This window comes from Nocardia sp. CA-128927, assembly GCF_050955855.1.
GTDB lineage: Bacteria > Actinomycetota > Actinomycetes > Mycobacteriales > Mycobacteriaceae > Nocardia.
Genome location: NZ_CP192087.1, coordinates 8,036,520 through 8,050,932 on the forward strand (window position 1 = coordinate 8,036,520; position 14,413 = coordinate 8,050,932).

Sequence of the window (14,413 nt, forward strand, 5' to 3'; positions counted from 1 at the left end):
TTCACTGTCCTGTAGCAGCGTGCCAGGAGTCCAACTAGGAACAGGGCTTGGTCCGTCCGCGTGGATGTTTGCGATCGATGCCAGTGCCTTCATCCCCGTCAGGCGGGCAAGAGTCGGCCGACGACTTCGGCTAACTGTTTGACGTTGCGGCATTCGTGCATGGTGATGTGCTCGGCGTAGATGTTGGCGGCGGAGTCGCCGGTGGACCAGGAGCGGGAGGGTTCTGGGTTCAGCCAGTAGGCGTGTTTGGCTCTGGCGCACATGGTTTGGAGGGCGGGGAGGTTGGGGGAGGTGCGGTTGGTGCGGGCGTCGCCGAGGATTAGGAGGGAGGTTCGGGGGCCTAGAGCGTCTAGGTAGTTGTCGACGAAACCCTGGAGGGATTCGCCGTAGTTGGAGCTGCCGTAGCGGGCTACGTTGGCGTCGCGGACTATTCGGGTGGCGGTGCCGGGGGCGGGGGGTTCGCCGGGGGTGAAGTAGTCGGTGATTTCGTCGCAGGTGTCGACGAAGCCGAAGCTGCGGACCTTGGTGAATTGGTCTTGGAGGGCTTGGGTTAGTTGGAGGGTGAATTCGGCGAAGCCGGTTACGGAGCCGGAGAGGTCGGCTAGGACTACTAGGTCGGGGCGGCCGTGTTTGCGGGAGCGGAGGACGAGATCGATGGGGACGCCGCCGGTGGACATGGAACGGCGGAGGGTGCGGCGCATGTCGATTTGGCCGCGGACGGACTTGCGGCGGCGAGCGGCTAGGCGGGTGGCTAGTTTGCGGGCCAAAGGGGTTACTAGGCGGCGCATTTCGGCTAGGTCTTGTTCGCGGGCGCCGAGAAAATCGATCTGGTCGGTGCTGGATTCGACGCCGCGGCGGGCGATGTATTCGGTGCCGCGGAGTTGGCCGGAGCGTAGGCGGGCCTCGGTTTGGACGGCGGTGCGGAATTGGGTGAGGCGGCGGTTGGCTTCGATGGTGCGGACGGCGGCGTCGAGTTCGGTTGCGCCGCTTGTGTTTGCGACTATGCGGGCGATGAGGTCTTCTGGGTTGAGGGCTCGCATGGTCAGGTAGGAGGACCAGCCTGCGCCGGAGGCGGTGGTGACGGGGGTGTCGGACTGGCCGGTGCCCGCTCCCCCGTAGGCGCCGAGTTGGGTCAGCGCTTGGCGGGCGAGGTCGGTGGCGGCGGACGGGTCGTCCTCGATGAGTGCGGCGGCTAGTCGATCTCGCAGTGACTCAATGGATTCCGGCGTTGCGGGGGCGGTGGGCTGCGGCTGTTCGGTGGTCAGGAAGTAGAGATCGAAGAGTTGGTCGAAGACGGTGCGTTGACCGTTGCGGCGGAGGAGGCAGGCGGCCATCCCCGAGCGCAGTCGGTTTCGGTCGGACAGGCCGAGGGCGAGCATTGCTTCTGCGGCGTCGATGGTTTCGCTGGGGCCTGCGGTGATTCCGTGGTCGCGGAGTAGGCCGACGAACTCGACGAGGCGATCAGTGATGGTGTCGGAGGGCTGTTGCGGAGCAGTTGACCCGCGGCGGGTAGACGTCATGCCGCTGCCTCGATTCGGACCATGACGGTCGGGGACAACATGAATCGCTCGGACGCGCGGTGATCGACGGTCTCCGCACCCCGGCTTGCGATCCGTGCCGTGGTGCTCGGCGCGGACACCACGAGTTCGGCCGCGTTGTGGTCGGCGGTCGCTATGCCCCACGCTCCGGATTCCGCCGAGAACTCGGTGTTGGCAGGGTACGGCCAGTCGAGTGAGTCGCTGATGATGTTGTGATGATCGGCAAGACAAGTTGGCGCTTTAGCGTGGGTTTTATGAAGCGAGTTCTGTTCACGTTCTTGGCTGTGGTGGCCACCCTGCTGACCGGTATCGGGCCGGCCCACGCCGACTCCACCTCTGGAAGCTGTTCCGGCTCGGCGGAGCACCGGGGCTACTTTTACGCGCATACGTACCAGTTCGCCTTCCCCGACTACGACGGCACCGTCGGGTCCTGGGAGGACCACAGCTTCTCCTTCATGGGCTTCCTCGATGCCGCCGAAAACGCGCGCATGCTGGGTGCCCGAGACAGCAAGTGGATCGTCTACCGCGCCAGCGACTTCGACCTCGCTGTCCCTTACGTCGAGGGTGCCGGACTGTTCTTGCTCGAGAGTCGCGGTTATTCCAGCAACCTCGACGACCGCAACGGCAACTTCGAATGGATCAAGCTCTGCGACTACTGACCGAACACTCACTTCTCCGCCCCGTCATCGGAGTCCAGTGACAGGCGTTCGGACGCAATGCGGTGGTCCGCTTGGTATTTCAGTAGCACGCCGAGGGTGGAGCGGATGACGCCGCCGGTTAGGGAGCGAGTGCCGAGGGCTACGAGAGTTCTTGCCCAGTCGACGGTTTCGGCGATCGAGGGCGGTTTGCGAAGGGAGAGTTCGCGTAACGCGCCGACGACGCGGACTACCGGCTCGCCCAAGGCTTCGTCTAGTTCGGGGACCTTCATGCGGACGATAGCTCGTTCCAATTCGGCTGTGGGGTAGTCGATGTGGAGGTAGAGGCAGCGGCGCTTCAACGCTTCCGAGAGGTCGCGGTTGGCGTTGGAGGTGACGATGACGAAGGGCTTGCGGACGGCGGTGATGGTGCCGAGTTCGGGGATGCTCACTTGGTAGTCGCCGAGTACCTCGAGTAGTAGGCCTTCGAGCTCCACGTCGGCTTTGTCGAGTTCGTCGATGAGCAGGACGGTGGGGTTCGGGTTGCGGATGGCGGCGAGTAGCGGGCGGGCGAGTAGGAATTCCTCGGTGAAGACGTGATCGCGGGTGCTGTCCCAAGCCTCGTGGTCGGTGGCGGTGATGCGGAGGAGTTGTTTGGCGTGGTTCCACTCGTAGAGGGCGCGAGCCTCGTCGATGCCCTCGTAGCACTGCAGGCGGATGAGGTCGGCGGTCGACGCGGTGGCGACGGCCTTGGCCAGTTCCGTCTTGCCCACGCCGGCGGGCCCCTCGATCAGGAGGGGCTTGCCGAGGTGGTCGGCGAGGAAGACGGCGGTGGCGATGTCGATGGACGGGAGGTACCCGGCATCGGTGAGCCGCCGGGTCACCTCGTCGACGGAGCCGAAGAACTTACTCATCAGTAAGAGTCTAGATCGCCCGGATTCGGTGGTCTCGACTCGAGATCGGCCAGTCGGGGTTGATCTGAACTGCGATTGAGGTTCTAGGGTCGCGTTATGAGTTTCACCGACGTCGAACGCACCTACCTCGCGGGTCAGAGTCTGGCCCGCCTCGCTACCGTCACATCCGAGGGGGCGCCGCAGGTGGTCCCGCTCGGCTTCCGCCTCAATCCCGACGACACCATCGATATCGGCGGCCCGAATCATGCTGCGACGCAACGCTATCGCAACATCCTGGCCAACCCTCAGGTCAGCCTGCTGATCGATGACATGACTCCCGACGAGCCCGACGCAGTCAAGCCGGGTTGGGGACGCGGAGTCGAAATCCGTGGCGTGGTGGAAACGCTGACGGTAGACGTTCCGCCGGTCGCGCCCGAATGGTTCTCCAACGACATCATCCGAATTCACCCCCGCCGCATCCGGAGCTGGCACCTCGATCCGGCCGACCCCGATGGTGGTGCGCGCAACGTCGAGTAGGTGACCACCTGAGCACGATGCCACCACCATGTCCCGTTGATCTTGTTTCCTGATAGCGTCCGTCACGCTCGCCTTTTCGGGTAACGATTCGCGGAGGACTCGCATGGAAACGATGCTTGCGGCCCGATTGCAAATCCCCTCGCACACTTTGTCCATGGAGCAGGTCCCCCAAGCCGGTGCCCGGCGCGGGTGAGGTCTTGATCAAGGTTGAAGCGGCGGGGGTATGCCTGTCCGACGTGCACCTCATCGGCGGTGGTCTGCAACCGCAGCTACTCGCGGGCGACACGGTCACGCTCGGGCACGAGGTGGCCGGTTCGATCGCCGAGGTGGGGCCGGAGGTCACGGGGCTCGCTGTCGGCGATCGGGTGGCGCTGCAGGCAGGTGAACTGTGTAAGGGTGTCGTCTACACGCCGGGCGTCGACTACGACGGCGGGTGGGCCGAATACGCGCTGGCCACGGCAGAGACCGTGATCCCGATACCGGACAGCCTGCCGTTCGAGCAGGCGGCGATCATTCCGGACGCGGTGTCGACACCGTGGGCCGCGATCACGGCAACCGGCGACGTCCGCCCCGCGCAGGCCGTCGGGGTGTGGGGCGTGGGTGGGCTCGGCGCGCATGCGGTGCAGTTGCTGCGCATCGTCGGCGCCTATCCGATCATCGCGGTCGATCCGAACGCCGCGGCCCGGGCTCGAGCCGTCGAGTTCGGGGCCGATCTGGCACTCGATTCGGCCGACCCCGACCTGGGGAAGAAGGTCGCGGAGGCCACCGGCGGCGCGGGGCTCAATGTCGCGTTCGACTTCGCGGGTGTGCCTGCGGTCCGCGAGCAGGCCGTCCGGGTGCTGGCGCTCAAAGGGCGACTTGTCCTGGTCGGCATCGTCAATGAGCCATTGACCATCAAGCACAGCGGGCCGTTCGTGGTCACACAGCAGCAGATTCGCGGACACTACGGCTCGGATGCCACCCACGTACCGCAGCTGATTCGGCTGACCGCCGGTGGGCGCCTTGATCTTTCGCGCTCGATCAGCGGAGTGTTCCCGCTCGCCGACGCGCCCGCGATCGTCGACCGGCTCGTCCGTAAAGAGGGCGATCCGATCCGACTCATCTTGCGTCCCTGACGGATCGGGAGACTCATGTTCATTGCGATCGCGGCGACGATGACGGTCATCCTGGTGTGGTCCTGCCTGTCCCGCTCGATGGCTCGCTGGAAGGTGACCGCGCCGCTGGCCATGGTGGTGGTCGGCGCGCTGATCAGCTGGGGCAGCGATCACTGGCTGGCCGCGGCGATCAACACCGATACGGCACAGCGGATCGTCGAATTCATCTTGGCGCTTTTCCTTTTCACCGATGCGACGGAGGTGCGCGACGGGCTGTCCGGTCGTCGGCACACCGGGATCTTCCGGCTGCTGTTCATCGCCTTTCCGCTGAGCCTCGCGGCCGCCTATCTGCTGGGATTTGCTCTCCTGCCGGGCGTTTCGTGGACGGTGATCCTGCTGATCGCCTGCATCGTCATCCCCATCGATCTGGTGCCTGCGCAGGCGATCGTGCGGGATCTGCTTGTGCCGGAACGGGTTCGGCATGCGCTCAATGTGGAGAGCGGTTTCAACGACGGACTCGTCGCGCCGATCTTCCTGTTCGCATTGGCGGCGGCGGAGGCCAGCGCGGAGTCGGATCAAGCAGTGCACGCGCTCGGGCAGGCGGTGCCCGCGGTGGTGAAGTCGATACTCATCGGTCTCGCGGTGGGTGGGCTAGCCGGATACTGCATGACCTACGCCGTCCGCAGACGGTGGACCGACGCCCGGGCCGTGCGCATCGGGACGATCGCGATACCGGTGCTCACCTACAGCATCGCGGTATGGATGGATGGCAACGGATTCGTGGCCGCCTTCCTCGCGGGCATCGCCCACAGCGCCACTCGGCGCGAGCTGCCGGGTGAGCCATTGCAGTCGACCGAGGATGTAGCCGAATTCTGCGGTCTGGCCATGTGGTTCGCGGTCGGGAATGTCGCCGCGGCCAGCTTCGGCTGGCTCGACTGGCAGGTCATCGTCTACGGGCTGCTCGCGCTGACGGTGGTCCGACTCGTACCGGTCTCGTTGTCGTTGCTCGGTTCACCGTTCACGCAACGTGAGCGACTCATGCTCGGTCTGCTCGGGCCACGCGGTGTGGCGTCGATTGTGTTCGCGCTGCTCGCTTTCAACGGATTACACAAGGACGACGATGCGTACCTCGTGATCGGTGTGACGTTGGTGGTCGTCGTCGGCAGCGTCGTTCTGCACGGAATCGGTGCGCCACTCATCGCCGAGCATCTGGGAAAGAGGCGGCGCGATAACGCGATTGGCGGTGCGCACGACTGACAGCGGTGGATGGGTCCGGCGCGCGCGAGTAGCGGTGTACGACGCAGTGACGGGCCGACCCGCCCTTCCACGGCCGCTTGGATCGTGAGTGGCACATGGCTGCGGCAAACGTCGAGAAGACCCGCTATGGCGTGCCGGTCGACGTAGCATCCTCTAGACGTTGCTGGACTACGCCGATGGGCGCGCGACGCCAATGCGTTTCGAGTTCGGTCGCTCCCGGGACACCGATCGGGCCAGCGTGCAATGCCCCTGACATCGGTGCCATCGATATTCGGGGCCTGTTGCGACACTGAGGGTTATCCCCTAGTACCCGAGGTTGAAAGTTTCCGCATACCTGCCAACACCCGTGACCTTTTGGGCGAAATGCGCAAGAGTGAAGACCGTGCAGTCGGTGCTGGGCCGGGTATGCCGGGGGCGCCCGCAAAGCGGCGGCGACACAGTTGATCCCGACCTGTCCGCAGGGTGCGCGCCAGCGACCGCTGGGCGCGATCACGTGGGCAGACCGCAGCGGGGGATGGTGAACGAGCAGTTCACCGCAGAGTGAAAGGATCCATGTTGTTCTCCACAACCAAGTCCACTACTTCGCGCCGCATGCTGGCCCGAGTGGCTGTCGCCGGCGCGATCGTCGCGATTCCGTTGACTGCGTTGGCCATTCCCGCGTCGGCCAACGCCGAGCTGGGCGTACCAGGCGTCACCGACGTGCGGCACCGTCCGCACCACGATCGCAATTGCGACTTCGGCCCGTTCGAGAATTGGAGCTGCAACAACGGCCCGTTCGACCGCGGCAGGCACGACGACCCGTTCTGGCAGTTCCGCCAGAACCGCCCGCATGGGCTGTTCGGCAGCAGCTAGCACTGCACGGCCCGGCACCGGTCAGGAGCCGGGCCGTCACCCGACATCCGCGGGCGGATGAGTCAGCCCACGACGACGGGCTACCCGGCCCAGCGGCTCAGGTCACGAATTCGGTCAGGGACAACACGTTTCCGTCCGGATCGGTGAACCACGCCACCTTGTCACCACCAGGCGTAGTCCATACCCCGTTGTCGCCCTGATCCATTCCGTCGTATCGAATGAATTCCACACCGCGCGAACCGAGTTCGGCGACGATGCCCGCGATATCGGTAACCGCCCACCCCAGCACCGTAAACGGCTGCGGGACAAGGTTCTCCACCGCGGTGACCCGAATCATGGTGCCACCGTTACGAACCACACATGCGAACGGCGTCACCTCGACGACCTCGAGCCCCAGCACCTCCCCGAAGAACCGGCGCGACCGTTCCAGGTCCGTCGATGGTGCGAACGCGATGACTTCGGCGGCGGCGAGTGACGTCATGGGCGAAGACTACTCAGCTCCCCCGCCCTGAACAGGCATTTCCGCACGGCAGACAGGATGGTTCCATAGCTCTCGACGACGAGTTCACGCCGACTACTGGCCCGGCTGGCCGTCGTAGGCGCGATCGCCGCGTTCCGTTGACTGCCTCGATGATCCTGGCTTCGGCAGCACCGGCGGCCACCGAGATCCGTGACCTCCCGCTCGACCAGTGCGACAACCCCGCCCACCCGAACCACCACCACAGATAGACCCACCCACGACAACGGCCCGGCACCAATCGGTGCCGGGCCGCTATTGTGCTGAAACTCAGGCGGTTTCGGTGATCGGCCGGTCGACCCAGCTCATCAGGCCGCGCAGCTTGGCGCCGGTGACCTCGATCGGGTGCTCGGCGTTGGCCTTGCGCAGACCCTCGAGCTCCTTGTTGCCGCCCTCGACGTTGGCGACGAGGCGCTTGACGAAGGTGCCGTCCTGGATGTCCTTGAGGATGTCCTGCATGCGCTTCTTGGTGTCCTTGTCGATGACCCGCGGGCCGGACAGGTAGCCACCGAACTCGGCGGTGTCGGAGACCGAGTAGTTCATCCGGGCGATGCCACCCTCATACATCAGGTCGACGATGAGCTTGAGCTCGTGCAGCACCTCGAAGTACGCCATCTCGGGCGCGTAGCCGGCCTCGACCATGACCTCGAAGCCGGTCTTGACCAGCTCTTCGGTGCCGCCGCAGAGCACGGCCTGCTCGCCGAACAGGTCGGTCTCGGTCTCTTCCTTGAAGGTGGTCTTGATGACGCCGGCGCGGGCACCACCGATCGCCTTCGCGTAGGACAGCGCGAGCGCCTGGCCCTCACCCTTCGGGTCCTGATCGACGGCGATCAGGGCGGGCACGCCCTTGCCGTCGACGAACTGACGGCGCACCAGGTGGCCGGGGCCCTTCGGGGCGACCATCGCGACGGTGATGAACTCCGGCGCCTTGATCAGGCCGAAGTGGATGTTGAGGCCGTGGCCGAAGAACAGCGCGTCGCCGTCCTTCAGGTTGGGCTCGATGTCGTTGGTGAAGATCGACGCCTGCGCGGTGTCGGGGGCCAGCACCATGATCACGTCGGCCCACGCCGAAACCTCGGCCGGGGTGCCGACGGTCAGGCCCGCCTCTTCGGCCTTCGGCCGCGACTTCGAACCCTCCGCGAGGCCGACCCGGACCTCGACGCCGGAGTCGCGCAGGCTCAGCGAGTGCGCGTGGCCCTGGCTGCCGTAGCCGATGACAGCGACCTTGCGGCCCTGGATGATCGACAGGTCGGCGTCGTCGTCATAGAACATCTCGACTGCCACTTGGTTGGTTCCCTTCTGGATACTTTGCTTAGGTCTGAAAGTTGTTTAGTTAGAAGTGATTAGCCCGCCAGCCCGTCCTTTGGGCTGGCCCAAATCACAGCGCGGATACCGCGGCGAGCGCTAGCGAGTCGCGGTGATCGACTTCGGCCCACGGCCCACCGCGACCACACCGGACTGCACGATCTCCCGGATTCCATACGGTTCCAGCATGCGCAGCAGCGCGTCGAGCTTGGACCGGGTTCCGGTCGCCTCGACGGTGAGCGCGTCCGGGGAGACGTCGATCACTTTCGCCCGGAAGAGCGTAACCGCCTCGATCACCTGGGTCCGCACGCTGGCATCGGCGCGGACCTTCACCAGGATCAGTTCGCGGGCCACCGAGGTGTCGGAATCCTGCTCCACGATCTTGATGACGTTGATCAGCTTGTTGAGCTGCTTGGTGACCTGCTCGAGCGGCAGGTCCTCGACGGTGACCACGATGGTCATCCGGGAGATCTCGGGAAGCTCGGTGCCACCGACCGCGAGCGACTCGATGTTGAAGCCGCGCCGGGAGAACAGCGCCGCGACTCGTGCCAGCACGCCAGGCTTGTCCTCGACAAGCACACTCAGCGTGTGAGTTGTACTCATTCGTTCACCTTGTTCTTCTCGTGCAGCATCGCCTCGTGGATGACCGCGGGCTCGGCGGCCTGCTCGTCGTCGTCGAACAGCGGGCGGATGCCGTGGGCGGCCATGATCTCGTCGTTGCTGGTGCCCGCGGCGACCATCGGCCACACCTGGGCGTCCTTGCCTACGATGAAGTCGATCACCACGGGACGGTCGTTGATGGACTGCGCCTGACGGATCGCGTCCTCCACGTCCTCCTCGCGTTCGACCCGGATGCCGACGCAGCCGAGGGCTTCCGCGAGCTTCACGAAGTCGGGGATGCGCAGGGTGTGCGTGCCGAGATCGGTGTTGGAGTAGCGCTCCTGGTAGAACAGCGTCTGCCACTGGCGGACCATGCCCAAGTTGCCGTTGTTGATCAGCGCGACCTTGATCGGCACGCCCTCGACGGCACAGGTGGCCAACTCCTGGTTGGTCATCTGGAAGCAGCCGTCACCGTCGACCGCCCACACCTCGGTGTCCGGCTTGCCCATCTTGGCGCCCATGGCGGCCGGGACGGCGTAGCCCATGGTGCCGAGACCGCCGGAATTCAGCCAGGTGCGCGGCTTTTCGTACTTGATGAACTGCGCGGCCCACATCTGGTGCTGACCGACGCCGGCACAGTAGATGGCGTCGGGTCCGGCCAGGCGGCCGAGCGCTTCGATGACGAACTCGGGCGAGAGCGAACCGTCGCTGGGCGCGGTCCAGCCGAGCGGGTAGCTCTTGCGGACGTTGTCCAGGTACTTCCACCATTCGGTGAGGTCGAGCAGCGGGGACTTGGCCGCGGGATCGGCCTTCAGCGTCTCGATCAGCTCGATGATCACCTCGCGGCAGTCGCCGACGATCGGCACGTCCGCGTGCCGGTTCTTGCCGATCTCGGCCGGGTCGATATCGGCGTGGATCACCCTGGCGTCCGGCGCGAACGAGTCGAGCTGGCCGGTCACCCGGTCGTCGAAGCGGGCGCCGAGGGTGATCAGCAGATCCGAGCGCTGCAGTGCCGCAACGGCTCCCACGGTGCCGTGCATGCCGGGCATGCCCATGTTGAGCTGGTGGCTGTCCGGGAACGCGCCGCGCGCCATCAGCGTGGTGACCACAGGGATGCCGGTCATCTCGGCCAGTTCGAGCAGCTCGGGCGAGGCGTCGGCCTTGATCACGCCGCCGCCGACGTAGAGCACCGGCGACTTGGCTTCCAAGATCATCCGTGCGGCCTCGCGCACCTGCTTGCCGTGCGGCTTGGTCACCGGACGGTAGCCGGGCAGCCGCATCTCCGGCGGCCAGCTGAAGGTCGTCTGCATCTGCAGCACGTCCTTCGGGATGTCGACCAGCACGGCGCCCGGGCGTCCGCTGGAGGCCAGGTAGAACGCCTCGGCGATGATGCGCGGGATGTCGATGCCCTCGGTGATGAGGAAGTTGTGCTTGGTGATCGGCATGGTGATGCCGGAGATGTCCGCCTCTTGGAAGGCGTCCGTGCCGATCAGGCCGCGGCCGACCTGGCCGGTGATCGCGACGATCGGCACCGAGTCCATCTGCGCGTCGGCGATCGGCGTGACCAGGTTGGTCGCGCCGGGACCCGAGGTCGCCATGCAGACGCCGACCTTGCCGGTCGCCTGGGCGTAGCCGGTCGCGGCGTGACCCGCGCCCTGCTCGTGGCGGACCAGCACGTGGCGGACCTTGGTCGAGTCGAACAGCGGGTCGTACACCGGGAGAATCGCGCCACCGGGAATGCCGAATACGGTGTCGACGCCGAGCTCCTCGAGCGTACGGACGACCGACTGCGCGCCGGTCACCCGCTCGGGCGGGAGCTGGCGGCGGTTGGCCGACGTCGTCGAACTGCCAGCGGGCGCTGTCGGCTGATTAGCCGAGGGCGCTGGCCTGCGGGCCGATGGCCCGGGCCGTGCGGTTGGTGCACTCACCGTCTTCGTTCCTAACTGCTTGTCGTTCTGACCCCGGATTTGTATCTGACATGCGGTGTCTTGCGACTTGCCACGTGCGGATATTTCACCCGAACACAAAAAAGCCCCCGACAGCGCATGGCTGTTCGAGGGTGGCGCGTCGCAACGCGAGCTGACGTATTCGACTCAGATAGTCAGGCTCAACGCTGGACGCGCCGGCCGATTACGAGAAGCTCGTTTCGATTCACGCGCATGACGGTATGTGTGCGTGAGCCGAAGAGTCAAACAGGTCCCATTATGTGGGATAGTGCGGCTGCTTGGGTCCTTCACCAGGATGCGAGGATGGTGGTGTGTCATCACCGCATCAGTCCGTGCCACCGGCTAAATCGTCCCACACCGCGCCCGAGGGATCGGACACGGGTGGCGGCTCGGCCGTCACTGTGATCCGCATCCCGCGTCTGGCCTTCCTAGGTGTGTTCATCCTGTTCATGTGCGTGTTCTTCATGTTCGTCGGCTGGCCGATCGGGCTGTGGTGGTTGCTGCTGATCCCCGTGGCGGTGAGCGTGTGGGTGCTGCGGACGCAGACGACGGTTTCCGCGGGCGGACTGGATTTGCGGACCGTGTTCCGGTCTCGGCATCTGGACTGGTCTCAGCTGAAGGGGGTGCGGATCCCGAAACGTGGATACGTGCGGGCTGATCTGGTCGACGGGTCCGAGGTGAAACTGCCTGCGGTGAGTTACGACCGGGTGCGTGATCTCGCGGTCGCGTCGCAGGGGCGGATCCCCGATCCGTACGCGGTGCCGCCGGTCGCGAAGTCGGAGGGGGCGGGCGCGACCGCCGATCCCGCGACTACCGAAGGCGCGACCGCCGAAGCCGCGACCAGCGCTCCTGCGACTGCCGAAGTCGACAGCCAAGGGACGCCCGGCGAGCCCGACCGAGCCGGTGACGAGGGCAAGGGTCCCGACCGCTCCGAGTAATCCGCCGCACACCTTCTGATCTCCCGCACAGCTAATCGCATGCCATTCCGTATGCGGGAAATCAACAGGTGTGCGGGAACGAACGCCGTTGCGCTCGTTGCGGCGATGACACCGCAACGAGCGCGATCAGGAACAATCACCGGCGGTAGGATGTTGTCGGCGAAGTGGTCAGCGTGTCGGGAGGACCGATCTCCGACGCGCACACCGCAGCCCGACGGACCGGCAACTCCGGCGATACCGTCAGCGTCGACGAACACCACTCGCGGCGACATCAGCACGGACTGACACCGAGGACGGACCAGGACGACGGCCACGAGCCGCCCTGACCGGCAGGTAGGCCGACACCCACGCGGGAGTACCGTGGAGCGGCCGCCGAGCTAACTCTGCGCAGTCGCACCCCAGCCCCCGCGACCCAGATCGAGGACCATCAATGCCACCGCTTCGTTCACGCACCACCACCGTCGGCCGCAATGCCGCAGGCGCCCGCGCACTCTGGCGCGCCACCGGTATGACCGACTCCGACTTCGGCAAGCCGATCGTCGCCATCTCGAACTCCTACACCCAGTTCGTGCCCGGCCACGTGCACTTGAAGAACGTCGGCGAGATCGTGGCCGAGGCGGTGCGCGCCGCGGGTGGCGTGCCACGGGAATTCCACACCATCGCCGTCGACGACGGCATCGCGATGGGCCACGGCGGCATGCTCTACTCGCTGCCGTCGCGCGAAATCATCGCCGACTCGGTGGAATACATGGTGAACGCGCACACCGCCGACGCGCTGGTGTGCATCTCCAACTGCGACAAGATCACCCCGGGCATGCTGAATGCCGCTATGCGACTGAACATTCCGACGGTGTTCGTCTCCGGTGGGCCGATGGAGGCCGGTAAGGCCGTGGTCGTCGGTGGTGTCGCGCAGGCGCCGACCGACCTGATCACCGCGATCTCCGCGAGCGCGAATCAGGCTGTGTCCGAAGAGGGTTTGAGCGAGGTCGAGCGGTCCGCCTGTCCGACGTGCGGCTCGTGCTCGGGCATGTTCACCGCCAACTCGATGAACTGCCTCACCGAGGCGCTGGGACTTGCCTTGCCGGGCAACGGTTCCACGCTGGCCACCCATGCCGCGCGCCGGGCGCTGTTCGAGCGGGCGGGCACCGTGGTCGTCGACATCGCCAACCGCTGGTACCGCGAGGACGACGCGTCCGTGCTGCCGCGGAATGTGGCCAATGCCAAGGCTTTCCGCAACGCGATGGCCCTGGATGTGGCGATGGGTGGATCCACCAACACCGTGCTGCACACTCTCGCGGCCGCGCAGGAGGGTGAGGTCGACTTCGATCTGCACACCATCGAGGAGACCAGCCGCCGGGTGCCGACGCTGTCGAAGGTGTCGCCCAACTCCGATTACCACATGGAAGACGTGCACCGGGCCGGTGGCATCCCGGCCATCCTCGGTGAGCTGCGGCGCGCGGGTCTGCTGGAAACCGACGTGAGCACCGTGCACACGCGCAGCTTCGACGAGTGGCTCGATACCTGGGATATCCGCTCCGGCAAGGCTTCTGACGAGGCGATCGAGCTGTTCCATGCCGCGCCGGGTGGCGTGCGCACGATCGAGCCGTTCTCCACCGAGAACCGCTGGTCCTCGCTCGACACCGATGCCGCCGGTGGTTGCATCCGCGACTTCGAGCACGCCTACACGCGGGAGGGCGGGCTGGTCGTGTTGCGCGGCAACATCGCTCCCGACGGTGCCGTGCTCAAGACGGCCGGCATCGACGAGGAGCTGTTCACCTTCCAGGGACCCGCGCTCGTGGTGGAATCCCAGGAGGAAGCCGTGTCGGCCATCCTCGGCAAGAAGATCAAGGCGGGTGACGTGCTCGTCGTCCGCTACGAGGGTCCCGCGGGCGGGCCGGGCATGCAGGAAATGTTGCACCCCACCGCATTCCTGAAGGGCGCGGGCCTCGGCAAGCAGTGCGCGCTGATCACCGACGGCCGCTTCTCCGGCGGCACCTCGGGCCTGTCCATCGGGCACATCTCCCCCGAGGCGGCCAGCGGCGGCACCATCGGCCTGATCGAAACCGGCGACCAGATCCGCATCGACGTCAGCACCCGAGCCCTCGAGGTCCTGGTCGACGACGCCGTCCTCGCCGAACGCCGCGCCAAAATGGAAGCCTCCGAACGACCTTGGCAGCCGGTCAACCGCGACCGCACCGTCACCACCGCCCTCCGCGCCTACGCCGCCCTGGCCACGTCAGCCGACAAGGGCGCCGTCCGCCACGTGCCGTAGCGGCCCCACTCACCACCACCATCCGGCGC

Annotated in this window: 14 protein-coding genes; 8 read left to right on the plus strand and 6 right to left on the minus strand. The window is 66.0% G+C overall.

What is annotated here, in order from left to right; all coding sequences use genetic code 11:
• Nucleotides 1–98 precede the first annotated feature (98 nt).
• A complete protein-coding gene (locus ACQPW1_RS37210) occupies nt 99–1,520 on the minus strand; it encodes a vWA domain-containing protein (RefSeq protein ID WP_433657158.1) in 1,422 nt (473 codons plus the stop codon).
• A 272-nt stretch (nt 1,521–1,792) separates the two neighbouring features.
• Between ACQPW1_RS37210 and ACQPW1_RS37215 the strand changes: the two genes are divergently transcribed.
• A complete protein-coding gene (locus ACQPW1_RS37215; RefSeq protein ID WP_433657160.1) occupies nt 1,793–2,197 on the plus strand; it encodes a hypothetical protein in 405 nt (134 codons plus the stop codon).
• 8 nt (nt 2,198–2,205) lie between these two features.
• On the opposite strand, the gene ACQPW1_RS37220 is transcribed toward ACQPW1_RS37215, so the two are convergent.
• Complete coding sequence (locus ACQPW1_RS37220) at nt 2,206–3,087, minus strand: AAA family ATPase (RefSeq protein WP_433657162.1); 882 nt, start codon at nt 3,085–3,087, stop codon at nt 2,206–2,208.
• Nucleotides 3,088–3,183: 96 nt separating this feature from the next.
• Between ACQPW1_RS37220 and ACQPW1_RS37225 the strand changes: the two genes are divergently transcribed.
• The 4 genes from ACQPW1_RS37225 (at nt 3,184) to ACQPW1_RS37240 (ending at nt 6,806) form a co-directional block, all read left to right on the plus strand.
• Nucleotides 3,184–3,603: a PPOX class F420-dependent oxidoreductase gene (locus ACQPW1_RS37225; RefSeq protein ID WP_433657164.1), complete on the plus strand. Its 420-nt coding sequence runs from the start codon at nt 3,184–3,186 to the stop codon at nt 3,601–3,603.
• Between the two features lie 197 nt (nt 3,604–3,800).
• Nucleotides 3,801–4,718 (plus strand): zinc-binding dehydrogenase, encoded by a 918-nt coding sequence (locus ACQPW1_RS37230; RefSeq protein ID WP_433657165.1) that lies wholly within the window; start codon nt 3,801–3,803, stop codon nt 4,716–4,718.
• 15 nt (nt 4,719–4,733) lie between these two features.
• Complete coding sequence (locus tag ACQPW1_RS37235) at nt 4,734–5,954, plus strand: cation:proton antiporter (RefSeq protein WP_433657167.1); 1,221 nt, start codon at nt 4,734–4,736, stop codon at nt 5,952–5,954.
• A gap of 552 nt (nt 5,955–6,506) precedes the next feature.
• On the plus strand, nt 6,507–6,806 hold the full coding sequence (locus tag ACQPW1_RS37240) for a hypothetical protein (protein ID WP_433657169.1): 300 nt from the start codon (nt 6,507–6,509) through the stop codon (nt 6,804–6,806).
• 97 nt (nt 6,807–6,903) lie between these two features.
• Here ACQPW1_RS37240 and ACQPW1_RS37245 read toward each other — a convergent pair whose 3' ends face one another.
• From ACQPW1_RS37245 to ACQPW1_RS37260, 4 genes are all read right to left on the minus strand, one after another.
• A complete protein-coding gene (locus ACQPW1_RS37245) occupies nt 6,904–7,287 on the minus strand; it encodes a VOC family protein (RefSeq protein WP_433657171.1) in 384 nt (127 codons plus the stop codon).
• Nucleotides 7,288–7,593: 306 nt separating this feature from the next.
• On the minus strand, nt 7,594–8,595 hold the full coding sequence (ilvC, locus tag ACQPW1_RS37250) for a ketol-acid reductoisomerase (RefSeq protein ID WP_191094228.1): 1,002 nt from the start codon (nt 8,593–8,595) through the stop codon (nt 7,594–7,596).
• A gap of 132 nt (nt 8,596–8,727) precedes the next feature.
• Nucleotides 8,728–9,231: an acetolactate synthase small subunit gene (gene ilvN / locus ACQPW1_RS37255; protein ID WP_357378084.1), complete on the minus strand. Its 504-nt coding sequence runs from the start codon at nt 9,229–9,231 to the stop codon at nt 8,728–8,730.
• Nucleotides 9,228–11,156 carry an acetolactate synthase large subunit gene (locus tag ACQPW1_RS37260; protein WP_433657173.1) on the minus strand — a complete coding sequence of 643 codons (1,929 nt, stop codon included), beginning with the start codon at nt 11,154–11,156 and terminating at the stop codon, nt 9,228–9,230. The genes ilvN and ACQPW1_RS37260 overlap by 4 nt, the downstream gene beginning before the upstream one ends.
• A gap of 329 nt (nt 11,157–11,485) precedes the next feature.
• Here ACQPW1_RS37260 and ACQPW1_RS37265 point away from each other — a divergent pair, with 329 nt between their 5' ends.
• From ACQPW1_RS37265 to ilvD, 3 genes are all read left to right on the plus strand, one after another.
• Nucleotides 11,486–12,112: a PH domain-containing protein gene (locus tag ACQPW1_RS37265; protein ID WP_433657175.1), complete on the plus strand. Its 627-nt coding sequence runs from the start codon at nt 11,486–11,488 to the stop codon at nt 12,110–12,112.
• Between the two features lie 173 nt (nt 12,113–12,285).
• Nucleotides 12,286–12,438 (plus strand): hypothetical protein, encoded by a 153-nt coding sequence (locus tag ACQPW1_RS37270; protein ID WP_433657177.1) that lies wholly within the window; start codon nt 12,286–12,288, stop codon nt 12,436–12,438.
• 104 nt (nt 12,439–12,542) lie between these two features.
• Nucleotides 12,543–14,384, plus strand: coding sequence for a dihydroxy-acid dehydratase (ilvD, locus tag ACQPW1_RS37275; RefSeq protein ID WP_433657179.1), 1,842 nt, complete (start codon nt 12,543–12,545; stop codon nt 14,382–14,384).
• Nucleotides 14,385–14,413: the final 29 nt, after the last annotated feature.